Below are 19,325 nucleotides of genomic sequence, written 5' to 3'. Positions count from 1 at the left end.
CAAGGGTAAATTTTTCTATAAGATTCAACCATGACGCAACGACACAAAAAATGTCGCGTCAAAGCAACCTGCCAGCCAGCGAATTCGAACCTGAACTGGTGATGCGAACGTCTTTCAACTCACCCACTTCGACATCGGCATCCGAGACGTGAACCGAATGAAGATACTCGGATTTTCCGACCATCTGCCCGGGCAGCCGGCCGGGTTTTTCAAACAGCACGCGGACATTTCGCCCGACCATCGCATCCTGAATTTCGCGCTGATGCTGCGTGATCATGGTCTGCAGGCGCTGTAGGCGGTCATCCGCCACTTCAGGATCAACCTGAGACCGTTCGGCGGCAGGGGTTCCGGGGCGCGTGGAATACTTGAACGAATACGCATATCCATATTTGACCTTTTCCACCAGATCCAGCGTGGCCTGGAAATCTGCGTCCGTTTCCTCGGGGAAGCCGACAATGAAGTCACCAGACATCATGATATCAGGCCGCGCTGCGCGAATGCGTTCGATCAGACGCAGATAGCTTTCGGCGGTATGACTGCGGTTCATCCGTTTCAAAATCCGGTCCGAGCCTGACTGGACCGGCAGATGCAGATAAGGCATCAGCTTGTCGCAAGTTCCATGCGCCTCGATCAGGTCATCGGCCATGTCATTGGGGTGCGAGGTGGTGAACCGGATACGCTCCAGCCCATCGACCTTGTTCAATTCCCAGATCAGACCCGCCAGCGTCATGTCCCCATTCGGTCCGGCACCGTGATAGGCGTTAACGTTCTGACCTAGCAGAGTGATTTCGCGCACGCCACGTTCTACCAGGTCCTGCGCTTCGCGGATGATGCGATCGGCGGGGCGGCTGACTTCGGCTCCGCGGGTATAGGGCACCACGCAAAAAGCACAGAACTTGTCACAGCCTTCCTGCACCGTCAAAAACGCCGTCGGGCCGCGCTTGGCCTTGGGGCGGTTTTTCAGTTTCTCAAACTTGTCTTCCTCGGGGAAATCCGTGTCCAGCGCCTTGGCGCCTTCGCGGGTCTTGGCCTCCATCTCGGGCAGACGGTGATAGCTTTGCGGTCCCACCACCAAATCGACCAGAGGTTGCCGGCGCATGATCTCTTCGCCCTCAGCCTGCGCAACACAACCGGCGACACCGATCTTCAGATCAGGCTTTTCCGCCTTCAGCCCCTTGAAACGGCCAAGTTCGGAATAAACCTTTTCAGCCGCCTTTTCACGGATGTGGCAGGTGTTCAGCAGAATCATATCTGCATCGTCAGGTGTCTTGGTTTCGACATACCCCTGACCGCCCATCGTCTCGGCCATACGCTCGCTGTCGTAGACGTTCATCTGACAACCATAGGTCTTGATGTACAGCTTTTTGGGTTCCGACATGGGTGTGGCCTTTGCGTTCGCGGGATCGACGTCGTCTATACCTTACGAACGCCGCTTGCAATGCCCGCGCGATTACCCGATTTTGACCAAAAACTCCAGTTGGACAAAATCAGACGGGCGATGCAGTACGACTCTCTCAACTCTTTCCTGCGAACCGGCGCGAAGGCCCTCGCGCAAGGCCCCGTCGCACTCATTTTTGCCGAAGACGATGTTGAGGTCGATGGCACAATTCAGCACCACCTGAACCTGGGCTTCAAATCTCTTGTCGTGTTCATGCCGCAGGAGTTTTCTCTGAACCCTGACCTTGCCGACCGTATCCACCGCGTCACCCTGGCATGCGCGCCGCGCACAGCGGTCTTTGAGGCGATCAACAAGGTCATGAAAGCCGCGCCGGATGTTTGGATGTATTATTGCTATAACACCGAGTATCTGTTTTTTCCGTTTTGTGAGACACGGACGATTGGCGAATTGCTAGCTTTCCATTCGGAAGAGCGCCGTAATTCCATGCTATGCCATGTCGTTGATCTTTACGCGGATGATCTGACGGCCGCGCCCAACGGCGTAGCCCCTGATCGCGCCCTGTTGGACAAGACCGGTTATTATGCCCACACCCGCCACGACACCGACGGGCATCCGCTGGAGCGTCAGTTGGACATGTCCGGCGGCCTGCGGTGGCGGTTCGAAGACCAGATCCCTTATGAACGCCGGCGCATCGACCGGATCGCCATATTCAAAACGCAGCCGGGATTGGAACTCAGGCCAGATCACACGTTCAACGAGCCTGAATACAATACCTATTCCTGCCCGTGGCATCACAACCTAACCGCTGCCATCTGCTCGTTTCGCGCGGCAAAGGCGTTGAAAATAAACGCCGGTTCAAGCAGCAATATCCAGTGCTTTCGCTGGAGCAACTCGACCCCGTTTCAGTGGTCGTCGCGGCAATTGCTGGACTTGGGGTTGATCGAAACCGGCCAGTGGTTCTGATCCGAACGCCTAACGTCTAAGAAGAACCGGGAACCAATCCTCTCGCAGCCGCTGGCCAGGCTGCATGTCGTGCCCCGGAAACGGAGGAGAAGTGCGACCCGGGCGTTCGACATAGCGCGCATCGTCACCAACAAGGCGCAATGAAAAGGCGCGGCGACGACTGTCTGAATGATTGCCCCGCGCACCATGCAGGGTTCGGTAATTGAAGGCAACGGCGTCACCCGGCGCCATCTCATACTCGACGACCTTCATGCCTTCTGCGTCGGGGTCAGGGACTTGGATGTACTGCCCCTCGTCGGGAAAGAACCCTTCTTCGGAAACCCAGCGGGTCGGCAGAACCTCTTTCTCCCACCGGTGCGATCCGGCGACGCACCTCAGCGTTGCTTGTGACACGGGGTCCAGCGGCGACCAGAAACTGATGGTTTGCTGACCTTCGACAAAATAATATGGCCCGTCCTGATGCCATGGAGTTGCCATCGACGTGCCCGGCTCTTTTACCAGAACGTGATCGTGAAACATCTGAACAGTCTGAGACTGCATCAGATCCGCCGCAACTTCGGCCACGGGCGAGCTGTGAACGACTTTCTGGAATTGTTCGATCCGCGACCAGTTGCAGTAATCGTCAAAAAACAGCCCCGTTTCGCCCTGCTTTTTGTTATCCGACGCATATGGACCGGGATCAGCGATGTTTACCTCAATCCCATCGCGCAGGGTGTCGACGTAGTCGGCAAACAAACCTTTGATCAGAATCACCCCGTCGCGCTGATAAGCGTCAATCATGTCTTGCGTAACCAAAGGGTGCATCTTTTCAGTCTCCGTGCCGGTGGTTCGACGATCTGCGCATGGATCAAACCTTGGTTCAAATCATATCTTTCGACTTTGGCCTTAATTTCCTTTTTTGCTTTCCCCAGCTTCAGTGCGAATATCTTTGCGCGATTGGCAGACACGGCGGCTTGCCCTCAGCGGCCTGGCTATTTCTTGGGGCAAATCTGCAAATCGGGCCAAACACGATGGTCGCGCAAAGAGCTGCCTCGTTGAAATTCAACGCAACACGTCACACAGCCGCCAGACCCGCTTACGGGTAAGGCGTTGTGATTAAAGATAATTACTGAGAAAGGTTACTTCTTCCGCAGGCGGATCACGACGTCCACCGAAGCTATTTCCACGCCTTCGGGTGCTTCGGGAAGACGTTGAATCACCAGTTCTTCTGATGGTGCATCGCTCAGGCGGCCCTCATCCTCCCAGAAAAAGTGGGGATGGTCATGGGTGTTGGTGTCGAAATAGCTTTTCGACCCGTCCACGGTAATTTCCTGCAAAACGCCCGCATCGCAGAAGGCGCGCAATGTGTTGTAAACGGTCGCCAAAGATACGGCATCACCGTTCTTTTTTGCCGATTCAAAAAGGCTCTCTGCGGTCACATGGCGATGACGGCCATCGCCCACCAACAACTCGGCCAGCGCAACCCGCTGACGCGTCGGACGCAATCCGGCGTGAACCAACCAATTCGTGGCGATGTTCTGGCTTTCAGGTGTCATCAATCCGATACCTTCGTTGTACTTAGGTATATATAAGTGCTGTGGTCAGGTAATTTCAAATGAAATTCATTCGCAAAGAATAGTCTGAACACAACATGATGTGGGCCACCGCTCTTGCAGGACCTTGCATACGGGTGCTAGACGAGGCCAGATTAGATAAACGGACCCCTGGCAGGAGAGGCGGCAAGAATGGCCCAATTCCCGAGCAGCTTTGACAAGGACGATCTGCTGAAATGCGCCCGTGGCGAATTATTCGGCCCCGGTAACGCGCAGTTGCCTGCCCCACCGATGCTGATGATGGACCGGATCACCGATATCTCGGCCGATGGCGGCGCGCATGGCAAGGGCCACGTTCTGGCCGAATTCGATATCACGCCTGACCTGTGGTTCTTTGACTGCCACTTCCCCGGCAACCCAATCATGCCCGGCTGTCTGGGTCTGGACGGGCTGTGGCAATTGACAGGCTTCAACCTGGGCTGGCGCGGCTGGCAGGGGCGCGGCATGGCCGTGGGCGTGGGCGAGGTCAAGCTGACTGGCATGGTGCGTCCTGACCGCAAGATGCTGACCTACAAAATAGACTTCAAAAAAGCGATACAGACGCGGCGCCTGACCATGGGTGTTGCGGATGGAATCGTCGAAGCGGACGGTGAAATGATCTACGACGTCAAAGATATGAAAGTCGTATTGTCTGAAGCCTAAGCCTGACAGGGCCGAAATAAGGAGCACGCAAATGCGTCGAGTAGTTGTCACCGGCTTGGGGGTCGTGTCCTCCATCGGGAACAATGCCGAAGAGGTTCTGGCCTCACTCAAAGCTGGTAAGTCCGGCATCGAGGCCAATGACCAGATGGTTGAACACGGCTTTCGCAGCCAGATCGCCGGGTCGCTCAAGATCGACGTGACCGAGCATGTCGACAAGCGCACTCTGCGGTTCATGGGGCCCGGCGCGGCCTATGCGCATATCGCCATGTCACAGGCCATTGCTGACGCAGGCCTGACCGAAGATCAGGTCGAGAACCCGCGCACAGGTCTTGTCGCAGGCTCGGGCGGCCCTTCGACTAGTGCAATGCTGACGGCGCATCAGACTGTTCTGAAAAACGGCGCGACCAAGCGGATCGGGCCCTTCGCTGTTCCCAAGTGCATGTGCTCGACCATCTCGGCCAACCTTGCGACGGCGTTCAAGATCAAGGGCATCAACTACTCGATCACGTCGGCCTGCTCGACCTCGTTGCACTGCATCGGCAACGCGGCGGAACAGATCATGCTGGGCAAGCAAGACGTCATGTTTGCCGGCGGTGGTGAAGAGCTGGACTGGACCTTGTCCTGCCTGTTCGACGCGATGGGCGCGATGTCGTCGAAATACAATGACACGCCAACCAAAGCCTCGCGCGCGTTCGATCAGGATCGCGACGGATTCGTGATCTCGGGCGGTGGCGGTATCGTCGTGCTGGAAGATCTAGATCACGCTCTGGCCCGCGGCGCAAAAATCTATGCCGAGGTCACAGGTTATGCTGCAACCTCTGACGGCCACGACATGGTTGCCCCGTCCGGTGAAGGCGGCGAACGCGCCATGCGTCTGGCCTTGGGTACCCTCCCCGAGGGTCGGAAGGTCGGTTATATCAACGCACATGGAACCTCGACCCCGGTCGGTGACGTGGGCGAGGTTGAAGCCGTGCGAAGAATCTTTGGCGAGGGCAATGTACCTCCGATTTCATCGACCAAGTCGATGACCGGCCACGCGCAGGGGGCGGCTGGCGCGCTCGAGGCAATTTTCTGCCTGCTGATGTTGCACCATGACTTCATTACGCCGTCGATCAATGTCGAAACACTTGCCGAAGGCATCCTGCCCGGTGAAATTGCAACACAAGTGATTGAAAATGCAGGTTTGGACAGTGTTATGACCAACAGCTTCGGCTTTGGCGGCACGAACGGGTCCATGGTTCTGTCCAAGTATAACGGGTGAATATGATGTCGGATCTTCTCAAGGGCAAACGCGGCCTGATCATGGGCGTGGCGAATGACCGCTCGATCGCGTGGGGCATTGCCAAGGCCATGCACGAGGCTGGCGCGGAACTCGCATTCACTTATCAGGGCGAAGCATTCGGCAAGCGGCTGGAGCCATTGGCACAAAGCCTCGGCAGCGATTTCATGGTGGATGCAGACGTCACCGATGACGCCTCGCTGGACCGTGCATTTGGCGAATTGGGCGAACGCTGGCCGACGATTGATTTCGTGGTCCACGCCATTGCCTATTCGGACAAATCCGAATTGACGGGCCGGTTTCTGAACACAACACGGGCGAATTTCAAACACTCGATGGATGTGTCGGCCTATTCTTTCATCGAGGTCGCGCGCCGCGCCTATCCGCTGATGAAAGATAATGGCGGCACGTTGCTGACGCTGACCTATCAGGGCTCGAACCGCGTGGTTCCGAATTACAACGTCATGGGTGTGGCCAAAGCCGCGCTGGAATCCGCTACTCGCTATCTGGCCAACGATCTTGGCCCCGAAGGTATCCGCGTCAACGCCATCTCGCCCGGTCCGATGAAGACACTGGCAGGTGCTGCCATTGGTGGTGCGCGCAAGACCTACAAGTTCTGCGACCAGAACGCGCCGATGCGATCGAACGCGACACTGGAAGCTGTCGGTGGCACCGCTGTTTATCTGACATCAGATGCCGGCGCGTGCACTTCGGGTGAAATCATTCGCGTCGACGGCGGGTTCCATGTTCTGGGTATGCCGCAACCGGATCACATGTGACCCGATCTTTCCCTGTCGGTGCCAAGATTTGAACATCTTTCCCCGGCAGTGATAGCGGCATGAGCAAAGCCGAACATATTATCGCAAGTAGCCCCCGCGTTTCCCGTTCCCGCCGAAAGCAGGGTTTTTTAAGGGTTCGCGGTCGCGCAGCATTGCTGACGCTGACAATGCTGTTGATGCTGTTTGTATTCTTCACGCAACCGCATGTTCGCGCCACTTTTGAATCCTGGACCAGCCTGATTGCAGGCTGATCCGAACCGGGTCTTGTGTGGGCTTAGTTTATCGAAACAACCTCGATATCGAAAATCAGGTCCTGCCCTGCCAGCGGATGGTTTGCGTCGAGCGTAACGGTCGCCTCGTCCGCCTCAACCACAGTCACTGGCATAACCTGTCCGTCGGGGGCCTGCATCTGCAATTGCGAACCGGGTTCCAACGGGATGTCATCAGGAATTCCTTCGCGCGGAATGCTCTGCCGCATTGCGGGATTGATCGGGCCATAGGCGTCCGCGCAAGCGATCTCGACCCGCTTCTTTTCACCCGCGGACAACCCCGGCATCGCGCTATCCAGACCGGGAATAATCTGACCAGAGCCGACAACGAATTCCAACGGGTCACGCCCATCCGAGCTGTCAAAGACTTTGCCGTCCAACAGCGTCCCGGTGTAGTGAATGCGAACCGTGTCGCCTTGCTTGATTTCGGTCATATTGGCCTCCGGCCTGAAAAAGGATTGAGCGGCCAACCCTAGGGTGTGACACGGCATTGTAAACCCTTCGCTCTTTTGCCAACCTGCGCCCAAAGAATGGAGGGGATCAAATGCCAATCAAAACTTGCGTTTTCGACGCGTATGGAACGCTGTTCGACGTCGCGGCGGCCGCCCGTCAGGCTGCTGCCGAACCCGGCTTTGAAGCATTGCAGCAGAAATGGCCGGAACTAGCAAATTACTGGCGTTTGAAACAGTTGCAATACACGTGGCTACGCGCAGTTGCGGATGCCCATGCAGATTTCTGGGATGTCACGCAAGACGGGTTGGATTGGGCGCTTGAGGCAACCGGCCTGGACGGAGACAGCACGTTGCGACAACGGCTCCTGGACTTGTACTGGCAGTTGCAGGCATATCCCGAAGTCCCCGAGATGTTGCGCGCGCTGAAGGCCGGAGGGTTGCAAACCGCCATCCTGTCCAACGGATCCCCCCCAATGCTTGACGGCGCGGTAAAGTCCGCAGGCATCGGTGACGTGCTGGACGATGTCCTGTCGGTCGAAAGCGTTGGCGTCTTTAAGCCCCACGCTAGCGTTTATGATCTTGTACAGGGCAGGTTCGGCGGCGAACGCGACGAAGTCCTGTTCGTCAGCTCTAACGGCTGGGACGCAGCCGGTGCGTCCGGTTACGGCTTTACGACCGCATGGGTCAACAGGGCGGGTGAACCGATGGACCGTTTGCCATGGAAACCCGCACATGTTCTGACCGACCTGACGACGATACCGCAACTGGCTGGGCTTGAATGACTTTCTTCACCACGACAGACGGCAGGAACATCTATTTCAACGACACAGGCTCGGGCCAGTCGGTGTTATGCTTGGCGGGACTGACCCGCTGCAGCCGGGATTTTTCGTTTCTGGCGCCGCACCTGACGGGTATGCGGATGATCACCATGGACTACCGCGGGCGCGGCAATTCAGACCGCGACCCGGACTATATGAACTATAATATCTTTCGCGAATCCCATGACGCGATCGAATTGCTGGATCACCTCGGTCTCGACAAGGCGTCGGTGATCGGAACATCCCGGGGTGGTCTGATCGCAATGGCGCTGGCCGCCAGCCACCCCGAGCGCCTGTCGGCTGTGGTTCTCAACGATGTCGGCCCGGTTCTGGAACTGTCGGGTATTGCCAAGATCATGGATTACGTTGGCAAACAGCCCGTGTCCAAAACCTATGATGAGGCCGCAAAGGCCCTGCAACAGTTTAGGGAGCCGACATTTCCCGGCGTCCCATTGGAGCGTTGGCGGCAACAGGCCGAAATCCAGTATGAACAGACAGGTGACGGTCTTGCGATGCGTTATGACCAGGCTCTGCGCACCGCACTGTTGGAACAAGCCGCAACGGGGGCCGTTCCGGATATGTGGATGTTCTTCGAGGCGCTTCGTGACACGCCAACCGGCGTCATACGGGGCAAGAATTCTGATATACTCGGCAAAGACACGCTGACGGAAATGCACAAACGTCACCCCGGTCTTATCTCGGCAGAGATACCGCATCGGGGCCACGCCCCGTTTCTGGACGAACCCCAATCGCTTGACCTCATTCATAAGGTACTGGACGCCGCATGAGCTCGCTTGACCTAATCGAAGCCGCGGCAGGGCGGTTAAAAGGCCACGTTCGGGAAACCCCGATCCTGACATCTCCGTTTCTGGATGAGATCGCGGGACGCCGTGTATTGGTAAAGCCGGAATGTCTGCAACATACTGGCAGCTTCAAATTTCGGGGTGCATGGTCGGCGATCTCGGCCCTCAGCGAAGCGGATCGCAAGCGCGGTGTAATTGCCTATTCCTCGGGGAACCACGCGCAGGGGATTGCGCACGCCGCTGCTTTACACGGCACGTTGTCGGTCATTGTCATGCCGTCGGATGCGCCGCAGTTGAAGATTAACAATACCCGTGCGTTGGGCGGAGAGGTTGTCCTTTATGATCGCGCGAATGAAAGCCGGGAGGATATCGGAGAAAGGCTTGCATCGGAACGCGGCCTGACCCTGATCCGCCCCTATGATGAGCCGCAGGTAATCGCAGGGCAAGGCACAACCGGCCTCGAGATCGCCCGCCAAGCCGCGTCCTTGGGTGTCGAACAAGCCGATGTTCTGGTGTGCTGTGGCGGTGGCGGGCTGACGTCAGGTATCGCGCTGGCGCTTGAAAGGCATGCCCCGGGTCTGCGCGCCCGACCTTGCGAGCCCGAGGGGTTCGACGATGTGAAACGCTCGTTGGCGACCGGGCAAATACAGAATAACGCCGCGTCGTCGGGGAATATCTGCGATGCGATCCTGACACCGCAACCGGGCCAAATCACCTTTCCGATCTTGAAACGGCTTTGCGGTCCGGGGTTTTCCGTCACCGAAGAAGAAGCGATGCGGGCTATGGCGCTTGCCTTTCTGCGCCTCAAGATTGTTCTGGAACCGGGCGGTGCTGTATCATTGGCCTCGGCCCTTTTTCGCAGCGATGAAATCAAGGGCGACGCGGTGATAGTTGTTGCATCGGGGGGCAATACGGACCCCGAAGTCTTTGGGAAAGCACTGGAATTCCTGACCTGACAGCGCACGCAGGATAAGTCAGGTTGTGAATTCCACGTGTGACCAATGGGGATTAAGTCATGCAGTTCGCCGAGATAGGAGATATTGGCATCCATTACCGGGTCGACGGCGACCCAAATGGCGCACCCGTGGTATTCGCCAATTCTCTGGGTACCGACCTACGCTTGTGGGACGCCATGCTGCCGCATTTGCCACCGGGCCTGCGGATCATCCGGTACGACAAGCGCGGGCACGGTCTGTCGTCCTGCCCTTCTGCGCCTTATTCGATGGGGTCACTAATCCGCGACGCCGAAGCTCTGTTGGACTTTCTTGAGGTTCGGGACTGTGTCTTCGTTGGCCTGTCCATCGGCGGGTTGATCGCGCAGGGGCTTGCCGTAAAGCGCATGGATCAGGTTCGCGCCTTGGTCCTGTCGAACACGGCCGCAAAGATCGGAACCCCGTCAATCTGGCAGGACAGGATGAACGCGGTGCGTGAGGGCGGGATCGAAGCGCTGGCGGACGCTACGATGGAGCGATGGTTCTCAAAGCCGTTTCGCGCGTCGCCGGACCACTTGCTTTGGCGAAATATGATGGTGCGCCAGCCGGTTGATGGATATCTGGGTTGCTGCGCCGCCATTTCGGGCACCGATTTTTACACGCCCACCAGCGGCCTTAGATTGCCAACGCTTGGAATTGCCGGCAGCGAAGACGGCTCGACCCCGCCCGATTTGGTGCGCGAAACCATTGACCTGATCCCCGGTTCACGGTTCGAGCTGATGCGGAGGGCGGGCCATCTTCCTTGTGTTGAACAACCATTTGAATACGCGGCCCTGCTTCAGCGGTTCATGGCAGACATAGGACATATTTAGGCGAATTTAGAAGGAGCGGTATTTTGGCGGATTTCCTTTTGGTCCATGGGTCGTGCCACGGGGCGTGGTGCTGGCGCGACGTAGTTCCAGCGCTAGAGCATCTGGGCCATTCGGCGCACGCGATTGATATGCCCAGCCACGGTTCAGACCCGACACCGATCGCAGATGTGACATTGCGCAGTTGCCGCGATGCCGTTCTGTCCGCCAGTTCGCCACAAACGATAATCGTCGGGCATTCCTGGGGAGGCTATCCGATCAGCGCAGCAGCCGAGGCGGACCCGAAAGGTATGAAAGCACTGGTATACCTGTGCGCGTATGTGCCCGAAGATGGTCAGTCAATGATCGAGATGCGCCGAAAGTCGCCAAGGCAGACAATCGGAGACGCTGTTGAGAAATCCGCGGATGGTTTGTCATATTCCGTTAAGCCGGATCGCGTTCAGGCGCTATTCTACCATGATTGCCCCCCTGCCACGGTGCCCTATGCCCTCGCGCGTTTGTGCCCTCAGGCCACTGCGCCTCAGGATACGCCGCTGCCGCTTGGTGACCAATTTAAGCAAGTTCCAAAGGCATATATCCGCGCATCCGACGACCAGACAATTCCAAACGAGTACCAGGAGCACATGAGCCACGCCGCGCCCCAACACATGCGTTACGTGATCGACAGCTCGCACTCTCCTTTCTTTTCTCATCCGAACCAGTTGGCTGAAATCCTTGATGAGATCGCCAGTTCGTTGCCGCCCGACCCATAAGATTTTCCTGAACCGGTGTTTTCCTTGTCAAACGACTGTGGTTAAGGTCCTGTCGACGTGTCCTTCTTCCGGTTCCCATGCGCCTGCCTTTCTTTTTTGTCCTGCTGACAGTCATGATCGACGCCATGGGCATCGGGCTGGTATTGCCAATCATGCCCGACCTGATCGTCGAGGTTCAGGGGGGAACGCTGGCAAGTGCTGCAATCTGGGGCGGTGTCCTCAGCACCTCATTTGCTGCGATGCAGTTTGTTTTCGGCCCTATTCTGGGGAACCTGTCAGACGCCTATGGCAGACGCATTGTTTTGTTAGTCTCCCTTTTTGTTATGGCGCTGGACTACGTCGTTATGGCCATCGCCGGCAGCATCTGGCTGCTTTTGGCTGGGCGGATTGTCGGGGGCATCACGGCTGCCACTCACTCAACCGCTGCGGCATTCATGGCCGACGTATCGAAGCCGCATGAAAAAGCAGCTAACTTTGGCCTGCTAGGGGCCGCTTTCGGCGTTGGCTTTGTCCTCGGTCCCGTGATCGGTGGATTGCTGAGTGAATACGGAACCCGCGCGCCCTTTTGGGCGGCGGCGATATTGTCTTCGCTATCGTTCTTCATCGGAGTGTTTGTCATGCCGGAAACGGTCACTGACAAAACCCGGCGGCCCTTCAGCTTGCGCCGCGCCAACCCTGTCAATTCGCTGCGCGCGATTGCTGAACTGCCGGGCATTAGACCGTTGCTGTGGGTTTATTTCCTCTATTCTGTTTCGATCTATGTCTACCCTGCGATCTGGGCCTATTTCACAACCGAGCGTTTCGGCTGGTCTGCGCAAATGATCGGCCTGTCGCTGGGTGTTTACGGGATTGGAATGGCCGCAGTACAAGGCGGGCTGATCCGCCCGGCGACCCGACACCTTGGTGAACGTGTCACCATCATCTACGGTATGGCCTTCGAGATCGTCAGTTTTCTGTTGTTGAGTTTTCTCACAAACGGATTGATTGCGTTGCTTTTGATCCCCATTACGGCGCTTGGGGCGGTTGTTACGCCTGCCTTGCAGGCGCTGATGTCGCGCGCAACACCGGATTCTCAGCAAGGTGAACTTCAGGGCGTACTTACGTCGCTGCACGCCTTGTCCATGGTGATTTCGCCGCTGTTGATGACCAGTATGTTTGCGCAGTTCGTCAAACCTGGAACCGCGCTTTACCTGCCCGGGGCACCGTTCCTGCTGGCTATGGTCTTGATGATCGTTGGATTTACCATGTTTTTGCGATCACGCCCCAACAAGGCGTAACAACGACCCCTAAATGACGGTTTCCGTCTTGCAGAGCGTCCCTGACCGCGCCACCGTGATCCAAACGAAACGAGGGGAATCCATGCAGACGATCAAGGCCGCCGTATGTCACGCGTTCAACGAACCTTTGGTGATCGAAGATGTTCAGCTTGCGCCACCCGCTGCGGGCGAAGTTGAAGTGACCTTGGATGCGGTGGCGATCTGCCATTCCGACATCTCATACGCAAGTGGAGCGTGGGGTGGATTCCTGCCTGCCGTTTACGGGCATGAGGCCGCTGGAATCGTCACCGCAGTCGGCAGTTCCACCGATGGGTTCAAAGTGGGTGACGCTGTCGTCGTCACGCTGATCCGGGCCTGCGGGTCCTGCCCGTCCTGCGCAGGAGGTCAGCCAACAATTTGCGAAACGCCATACGACACGGTCAAAGGGCCACTGAAGACATCGAAGGGCGAGCCCCTGGAACAAGCAATGGCCTGTGGCGCGTTTGCGGAAAAGGTGGTGGTCAGTCACCGGCAGATTGTCAAAATCCCTGAAAATATGCCAAAGGACGTGGCCAGCCTGCTATCTTGCGGAGTCATCACTGGGGTCGGTGCCGCAGTGAATGCCGCCGGTCTGCGCGCCGGGCAGGACGTCGTGGTCATCGGTGCAGGCGGGGTCGGCCTGAACGCCATTCAGGGGGCCCGCATCGCCGGTGCCCGGCGGATCGTGGCCGTCGACATGACCGAAGAAAAACTTGCGATCGCGAAAGAGTTCGGCGCGACCCACGGCGTTTTGGCGACATCCAAGGCTCCGTGGAAGGTCGCCTACAAAGCGTTGGGTGGGCGCGGTGCCGACGCCGTTCTGATTACGGTTGGCGCGATACCGGCATATGATCAGGCCGTGCGGTATCTGGGGCGCGGAGGCAAAGCCGTCATGATCGGAATGCCCCATTCCGGTGACACCGCCAGCTACGAACCCGTCATTCTGGCCGCTTTGGGCCAAGGCTTGATCGGGTCCAAGATGGGCGACGTGGTCATTCAGCGCGATATACCGTGGATGATCGACCTGTATGAACAGGGCAGGTTGAAACTGGACGAACTGATCTCGGGCCGCTGGTCTCTGGCGCAGATCAACGAAGCGATCGCGGACACTAAAACCGGATCGGCCAAACGCAATGTCATTGTGTTCGACAGGGGCTGACACATCGCTGGGAGAACCGAGATGAAATTGCAGGACCTCGATATCATCATCACTGCACCGCCTGCTCCGGGCTGGGGTGGGCGGTACTGGATCCTGGTGAAGGTCACGACCGACACCGGAATCACAGGCTGGGGGGAATGTTATGCCTCATCAGTTGGCCCCGAGGCGATGCGACACGTCATCCGCGATGTGTTCGAACGGCACATGATGGGCGAAAACCCCGAGAATATCGAACTGATGTTCCGCCGTGCCTATTCCAGCGGATTCACCCAGCGCCCGGACCTGACGGTAATGGGCGCGTTTTCGGGTCTGGAGATCGCGTGCTGGGATATCCTTGGCAAAGACCGCGACCGCCCTGTCTATGCCTTGCTGGGCGGGCTGATGAACCCGCGCATCCGGGCCTATACGTATCTTTACCCCCTGCCCCAGCATAACCTGACCGATTTCTGGACTGCGCCAGATCAGGCTGCGGAATGCGCAGCCGAAATGGTCCGGCGTGGTTTCACGGCTGTAAAATTCGACCCTGCGGGCCCCTATACAATTCGCGGCGGCCACATGCCTGCGATGACCGACATTTCAATGTCGGTCGCATTTTGCAAAGCGATCCGCGACGCCGTCGGAGACAAGGCAGACTTGCTATTCGGCACCCATGGCCAATTCAACACCGCAGGCGCGATCCGCTTGGGGCAAGCGTTGGAACCCTATTCCCCGCTTTGGTTCGAAGAACCCACCCCGCCCGACATGATCGAAGATATGGCCCGCGTTGCCCGCAACGTCCGTATCCCAGTTGCGACTGGGGAACGCATGACAACCAAGACCGAATTCGGCGCGGTATTGCGGGCGGGTGCGGCTGAGATCTTACAACCCGCGCTCGGGCGCGCAGGGGGTATTTGGGAGATGAAGAAGGTTGCGGCCATTGCCGAAGTGTTCAACGCGCAGATGGCCCCGCACCTTTATGCCGGTCCGATTGAATGGGCCGCCAACATCCAACTGGCGGCGTCAATCCCGAACCTGTTGCTGTTGGAAACCATCGAAACGCCATTTCACGATAGTCTGATCAAGGGCACGCTTCGCGTCGAAGACGGGTTCGTAACAGCCCCAACCGCACCGGGTCTGGGGATCGACGTAGACGAAGATCTGGCTCGCGCGCATCCGTTCACTGGCGACGGGCTGCACCTGCAGATGCAGGAAGAACCCTGTGACTATGTCAACGGAAACGCCTTTCAGGGCGGGGCGCCAGCAACCGAGGGGTGACAAGCCCCAGCGATCTGAGGCATATTGGACCAGCCCCCAGTTGCGAACAGGCTGCGCGTGACGCTCAAGGAAGACAACACTCAGGACACCGACGACGCCCTGTCGGACATGAAGGACAGCGCCGCAAATGCTGCGGCGTTCCTGAAGGCTTTGGCGCATGAGGGGCGCCTGATGATCCTATGTCATTTGGGCGAAGGCGAAAAATCTGTAAGTGAGCTTGAACGGCTGCTGGATACGCGGCAGGCGGCTGTCAGCCAGATGCTTGCGCGGTTGCGCGGCGAAGGTCTGGTTTCGACCCGTCGGGAAGGCAAAACGATTTACTACTCGCTTCAGGATGGTAACACGGCGCAAGTGATCGGCCTGCTATACGATTTATTCTGCAAACCCAAAAGCTGATCCACTTAGTTCGATACGTATCCCGCGATGACCTGCAACAGCTTGAATGCGGTCGCCGCGTCATTCTCGACAACAGCCAGAAATTCTTCTTCACCGATCCGCAGACAGGACAACTCTGTTTCGGCGATCATGCTTAGGGCACGGGGTTCTTTTCGGATCAAGCCCAGTTCACCGACCAACGCGCCCGCGCCGACCGTTGCAATCAGCTGATCCGGCCCGCCCGTCTGAGGCAGATACAGGCCCGCCTCTCCTTCCAGCACAACATACGCGCCGTCTGTTGGTTGATCGTCCTTCAGGAATACAACTTCGCCCGGCTTCGCATCAAACCAACGCGCACCAAAGGCCAAAAGGCGCAACTGACGTCGATCCAGACCCGAGAACAACGGCGTCTGTTCCAGCGCCCGTAGTTTGCGCGCCAGGTCTGCCGAGGCTGCACTGTCTTCCTCCACGTCCGCCGGTCCCTCATCCGAAACAACCCGACCTTGCCTGATTTCGACAAACATGTCGAATACGTCGGGACTGTCGAACTGATCGTTCAGATAGATGACCGTCGTATCAGGCAGTAATGAACGTAGGTTTTTATAAACCGCGACCTGCGTTGCCATGTCATAGCTTGCCAATGCGTTTTCCAGAATAAGAATGTCCGGCTTCTTGATTGTCGCGCGCGTAAAAGCGAGCGGTTCGGCAAAAACCGCGGGCAAGTTCTGGCCACCCAAGGCAACCGGGACGTCATAGATCAGCTCGACCACCAAGGGGCGCGCTCCGTTTTGATCCAGCACATCGACGATCAGTTTGCGCACTTCGTCCGATCTGGCCCCACCGATCTGACTGACCTTGCCGAACAGCGCATTCTCCATCACCGTCAAACCCGGTGCGAACGCCTCGGAATCCAGCGGGGCAAAGACGTCATGCAGCGTTTCCAGCAGCTTGTGGGAGTGACTGTGACGCAATTCGAGGATGCGGTTCTTAAGTTCGTCCGTAAACGCAGGCCCGATCTGTTCGGCGGAAATGACAACGGGAACAGCCAGCAGATTGGCAAGCTGTTCGTCGTCCAGCCCGGACACACCTTCGTCGCGGGTTCGCTCCAGCAATTCCACCGCGCTTTCGTAGGTCTGAACCTCAAGACCCAGTTTGCGGAATAAGGGGTGGTCGGTCCCGTCTAGACCAAAGATCTGGCGTAGCATATCGACCACGTCGCGCGTCAGGTTGACCAGCGTTTCATCCAGCCCCAATTCGCGCAGTTGCCCCAAAAAGACGGGCTGACGCGCCAACAGGGCCTGCGTAACGGGCACACGAGGCGTGGCGAACAAAAGGTTCTCGGCAACTGGCAAAGCGGCATTATAGGCATCGCGGTCAAAAACCAGCGCCTGCTGTTCCAGCCCAGCATCGCGCACGGCTTGTTGGACGATCGGGCGCAGCTCGACCAGCTTTTGGGCCAGTTCGCGATGTTCATCAACGTCAAATGCCTGTTCTGATCCGCGTTGGAACAGGGCTGCGCCGGAACCCATCCCGTCAATCAGTTGCAGCCACCAGTCACGCAGCGCGTCCGCGGTCTCGACCCCGGCCAGCGACGGATCCAGCCATTCTGCCTTAAACGGGTCACGACTGTTGCCAGCCCTTTGCGTTTCGGCAAAACCAGGGTCATCCGTCGTGGCCGACAGCGGTTTGAACCGCATGGGCATCATGACATTGTCACCCAGAGTTCCCTGAAACATGACCGGCCGGGACGAGGCGTAACCGATCCGGGTTGCCACAACGCTTTGATGCAGGCCAGACAGGTTGTGACCCCCGATTTCGACGCGGCCCGCACTGGGAAGGATTTCACGCGTCAGCAACTCAGCAATCGCACGGCGGTCTTCTTCACTCGGGGCGGCGATGCCGATGGTTTTACCCCCCGGAAAGGTCAGGTTCAGATCATCCAGAACCTGATTGCCATCCATGTCCCGCACCGAGACATGGTCCAGAACAACATCCGCGTTCAGGTGCGGGCGGTCTGAGGGTTCATCCTCGAACAGCTTTTCATCCAGCATGCCCGGCGGCGCAAAACGATCTATCACGACGTCCCAGCGCAGAGACATATCCTGCGTTTGGTTGTAATAAGTCAGCAGCTCTTTCCAGGGTGAGCTGAGATCCTTGTACGCCGCAAGCGCCGCGACAAGGGCGCCCAGTGAAACCGATCCTTGCAGCACCAGCAAACCGCCGACCAGATAGAACATGAACGGCGTGAGCTGAGAGATGAAGTTGTTTATGAACTTCATAAAGAACTTCTTTTGGTAAATCTCGAACCGGATCCCGAACAGACGCCCCAGTTGATCCGAAATCATGGCGCGACGATACCGCCAGCCGCCATTGGCCCGCAGCGTCGATGCCCCGGCCGCATTCTCGCCAATCTGGGCGGCAAGAACGCGCACTTCCTGAATACGGCGTTTGTTGAGCAGATTGATCTGACGCTGAAGTTTGGGGATCAGCCACGCTTGTACAGGGATCAGAGCAACGGCCGCCAACCCGAACCAGACGCTTTGCAGGAACAAGAAGGACAAGATTGTGATCATCTGCCCGGCCTGCAACACCGGCTGACTGATCGCATCGCCCATCAAGCCGCCCATCGGCTCGCTTTCGGCGGTGACCATCGACACCATCTCGCCCTGACTGACCCGCTCGAAATATGGCTGGGGAAAGCGCAGGGCGCGGCTGATCAACTGATACCGGAACCGCCGCAACATGCGTTCGCTAAGCACGCCCTTCATCGTGTTTATGCGCATCTTCATCAAGCCATGCGCAAGCACTGCAGCCAGAAAGGCAAAACACAAGATGATCAAAAAGGTCGTCTGCGGCAGGCTATAGCCAAGGACGTCAACAACAGGGCTTGCCGCACCGATAGCGTCGTTGATGATCCGCTTCGGCAATTCCAACGTCAGGTAGAGCAACGGAAACAGCGTCGAGGTGACGGCCAGAAGGATAAGCTGGTCGCGCTTCGAATACTTCCAAATAAACCGGAAAATAGTACGTTCTATGGAACCTGCCCCTGTTGCGGATCACTGATCCGATCCTGACATATGCGTCGCAAATCCAACTTGGTGATTTTACCGCAATCACATCAGAATACGCAAATAGTTTCCAATTTGATCAGATAATTGCCGACTGTGAACAAGTTCATTTGCGCAACAACAATTAAGCACATACTGTTGTCCGCAGGACGATATCGGGAGGTCTAATTTGCCTGCCAACTTAGGCGCTGTGTTTTTGATGCTCTGCTTGTTGCAGATCAAACATATGTTTGCGGACTATTATCTCCAAACGCCCAAGATGCTGGCGGGGCGTGGCGAGTATTTTCATCTGGGACGCGCTCAGCATGCCGCGGTGCATGTTGTGGGCTCTGTCTTGGTGTTTTTGATCTTTGGTGCGCCCTGGTCCTTCATCCTGATAATCGCCGCCTTGGAATGGATCGTCCATTTCAACATCGACTTTGCTAAAGCAAGTTATTCCGACAAGAAACAGCTTATGCCGACGCAGGCCGCGTTCTGGCGAGCCGCCGGGTTGGATCAGTGTCTGCACAACCTGACCTATGTGGCTATGGTTTGGGCCTGGGTAAAATTCGCGGCTTAGAAGACGCGTTCAGCCACATGAATGGCCGCCAACTTTGCACAAGTTGACGGCCTTGTATTTTGAGCA

At 57.3% G+C, this 19,325-nt stretch carries 19 protein-coding genes; 14 read left to right on the top strand and 5 right to left on the bottom strand.

Going from position 1 to position 19,325, the window contains the following annotated elements; all coding sequences use genetic code 11:
• Nucleotides 1-58 precede the first annotated feature (58 nt).
• Nucleotides 59-1,378, bottom strand: coding sequence for a tRNA (N6-isopentenyl adenosine(37)-C2)-methylthiotransferase MiaB (gene miaB / locus RUESEDTHA_RS08195; RefSeq protein ID WP_180886061.1), 1,320 nt, complete (start codon nucleotides 1,376-1,378; stop codon nucleotides 59-61).
• Between the two features lie 120 nt (nucleotides 1,379-1,498).
• On the opposite strand from miaB, the gene RUESEDTHA_RS08190 reads away from it, so the two are divergent.
• Entirely contained in the window at nucleotides 1,499-2,362 is an 864-nt protein-coding gene (locus RUESEDTHA_RS08190) for a hypothetical protein (protein WP_180886059.1), read from the top strand.
• Between the two features lie 9 nt (nucleotides 2,363-2,371).
• On the opposite strand, the gene RUESEDTHA_RS08185 is transcribed toward RUESEDTHA_RS08190, so the two are convergent.
• Complete coding sequence (locus RUESEDTHA_RS08185) at nucleotides 2,372-3,166, bottom strand: phytanoyl-CoA dioxygenase family protein (protein WP_180886057.1); 795 nt, start codon at nucleotides 3,164-3,166, stop codon at nucleotides 2,372-2,374.
• Between the two features lie 314 nt (nucleotides 3,167-3,480).
• The gene (irrA, locus tag RUESEDTHA_RS08180) at nucleotides 3,481-3,897 is read right to left on the bottom strand and encodes an iron response transcriptional regulator IrrA (RefSeq protein WP_171121768.1); all 417 of its coding nucleotides are present in this window, start codon (nucleotides 3,895-3,897) and stop codon (nucleotides 3,481-3,483) included.
• Nucleotides 3,898-4,086: 189 nt separating this feature from the next.
• On the opposite strand from irrA, the gene fabA reads away from it, so the two are divergent.
• The 3 genes from fabA to RUESEDTHA_RS08165 are packed head-to-tail and all read left to right on the top strand — an operon-like array spanning nucleotide 4,087 to nucleotide 6,654.
• Complete coding sequence (gene fabA / locus RUESEDTHA_RS08175; protein WP_170326986.1) at nucleotides 4,087-4,596, top strand: bifunctional 3-hydroxydecanoyl-ACP dehydratase/trans-2-decenoyl-ACP isomerase; 510 nt, start codon at nucleotides 4,087-4,089, stop codon at nucleotides 4,594-4,596.
• A gap of 31 nt (nucleotides 4,597-4,627) precedes the next feature.
• Nucleotides 4,628-5,857, top strand: coding sequence for a beta-ketoacyl-ACP synthase I (gene fabB / locus RUESEDTHA_RS08170; protein WP_180886055.1), 1,230 nt, complete (start codon nucleotides 4,628-4,630; stop codon nucleotides 5,855-5,857).
• 5 nt (nucleotides 5,858-5,862) lie between these two features.
• Complete coding sequence (locus tag RUESEDTHA_RS08165) at nucleotides 5,863-6,654, top strand: enoyl-ACP reductase (RefSeq protein WP_180886053.1); 792 nt, start codon at nucleotides 5,863-5,865, stop codon at nucleotides 6,652-6,654.
• A gap of 274 nt (nucleotides 6,655-6,928) precedes the next feature.
• Here RUESEDTHA_RS08165 and RUESEDTHA_RS08160 read toward each other — a convergent pair whose 3' ends face one another.
• On the bottom strand, nucleotides 6,929-7,357 hold the full coding sequence (locus RUESEDTHA_RS08160) for a peptidylprolyl isomerase (protein ID WP_180886051.1): 429 nt from the start codon (nucleotides 7,355-7,357) through the stop codon (nucleotides 6,929-6,931).
• 110 nt (nucleotides 7,358-7,467) lie between these two features.
• Between RUESEDTHA_RS08160 and RUESEDTHA_RS08155 the strand changes: the two genes are divergently transcribed.
• The 9 genes from RUESEDTHA_RS08155 to RUESEDTHA_RS08115 all read left to right on the top strand — a co-directional run bounded on the left by RUESEDTHA_RS08155 (nucleotide 7,468) and on the right by RUESEDTHA_RS08115 (nucleotide 15,653).
• The gene (locus tag RUESEDTHA_RS08155; RefSeq protein ID WP_180886049.1) at nucleotides 7,468-8,157 is read left to right on the top strand and encodes a haloacid dehalogenase type II; all 690 of its coding nucleotides are present in this window, start codon (nucleotides 7,468-7,470) and stop codon (nucleotides 8,155-8,157) included.
• Nucleotides 8,154-8,981 (top strand): alpha/beta fold hydrolase, encoded by an 828-nt coding sequence (locus RUESEDTHA_RS08150; protein ID WP_180886047.1) that lies wholly within the window; start codon nucleotides 8,154-8,156, stop codon nucleotides 8,979-8,981. Before RUESEDTHA_RS08155 ends, RUESEDTHA_RS08150 begins: the two co-directional genes overlap by 4 nt.
• Nucleotides 8,978-9,952 carry a threonine/serine dehydratase gene (locus RUESEDTHA_RS08145; RefSeq protein WP_180886045.1) on the top strand — a complete coding sequence of 325 codons (975 nt, stop codon included), beginning with the start codon at nucleotides 8,978-8,980 and terminating at the stop codon, nucleotides 9,950-9,952. The genes RUESEDTHA_RS08150 and RUESEDTHA_RS08145 overlap by 4 nt, the downstream gene beginning before the upstream one ends.
• A 59-nt stretch (nucleotides 9,953-10,011) precedes the next feature.
• Nucleotides 10,012-10,800 (top strand): 3-oxoadipate enol-lactonase, encoded by a 789-nt coding sequence (pcaD, locus tag RUESEDTHA_RS08140; RefSeq protein ID WP_180886043.1) that lies wholly within the window; start codon nucleotides 10,012-10,014, stop codon nucleotides 10,798-10,800.
• 23 nt (nucleotides 10,801-10,823) lie between these two features.
• Nucleotides 10,824-11,549 carry an alpha/beta fold hydrolase gene (locus RUESEDTHA_RS08135; protein WP_180886041.1) on the top strand — a complete coding sequence of 242 codons (726 nt, stop codon included), beginning with the start codon at nucleotides 10,824-10,826 and terminating at the stop codon, nucleotides 11,547-11,549.
• 77 nt (nucleotides 11,550-11,626) lie between these two features.
• A complete protein-coding gene (locus RUESEDTHA_RS08130; protein ID WP_180886039.1) occupies nucleotides 11,627-12,826 on the top strand; it encodes a TCR/Tet family MFS transporter in 1,200 nt (399 codons plus the stop codon).
• Nucleotides 12,827-12,908: 82 nt separating this feature from the next.
• On the top strand, nucleotides 12,909-14,003 hold the full coding sequence (locus tag RUESEDTHA_RS08125) for a Zn-dependent alcohol dehydrogenase (protein WP_180886037.1): 1,095 nt from the start codon (nucleotides 12,909-12,911) through the stop codon (nucleotides 14,001-14,003).
• Nucleotides 14,004-14,024: 21 nt separating this feature from the next.
• Nucleotides 14,025-15,257, top strand: a complete 1,233-nt coding sequence (locus tag RUESEDTHA_RS08120; protein WP_180886035.1) for a mandelate racemase/muconate lactonizing enzyme family protein — start codon at nucleotides 14,025-14,027, stop codon at nucleotides 15,255-15,257.
• 108 nt (nucleotides 15,258-15,365) lie between these two features.
• Complete coding sequence (locus tag RUESEDTHA_RS08115; RefSeq protein ID WP_171122319.1) at nucleotides 15,366-15,653, top strand: helix-turn-helix transcriptional regulator; 288 nt, start codon at nucleotides 15,366-15,368, stop codon at nucleotides 15,651-15,653.
• A 5-nt stretch (nucleotides 15,654-15,658) separates the two neighbouring features.
• On the opposite strand, the gene RUESEDTHA_RS08110 is transcribed toward RUESEDTHA_RS08115, so the two are convergent.
• Nucleotides 15,659-18,655: an ABC transporter transmembrane domain-containing protein gene (locus RUESEDTHA_RS08110; RefSeq protein ID WP_180886853.1), complete on the bottom strand. Its 2,997-nt coding sequence runs from the start codon at nucleotides 18,653-18,655 to the stop codon at nucleotides 15,659-15,661.
• A gap of 244 nt (nucleotides 18,656-18,899) precedes the next feature.
• Here RUESEDTHA_RS08110 and RUESEDTHA_RS08105 point away from each other — a divergent pair, with 244 nt between their 5' ends.
• The gene (locus RUESEDTHA_RS08105; protein WP_171122314.1) at nucleotides 18,900-19,259 is read left to right on the top strand and encodes a DUF3307 domain-containing protein; all 360 of its coding nucleotides are present in this window, start codon (nucleotides 18,900-18,902) and stop codon (nucleotides 19,257-19,259) included.
• The last annotated feature ends 66 nt before the right edge of the window (nucleotides 19,260-19,325 follow it).

Source organism: Ruegeria sp. THAF57 (assembly GCF_903914075.1).
Lineage (GTDB): Bacteria > Pseudomonadota > Alphaproteobacteria > Rhodobacterales > Rhodobacteraceae > Ruegeria.
Note: the sequence above shows the minus strand (reverse complement) of the source record. Positions and strands in the feature narration are given on the sequence as shown.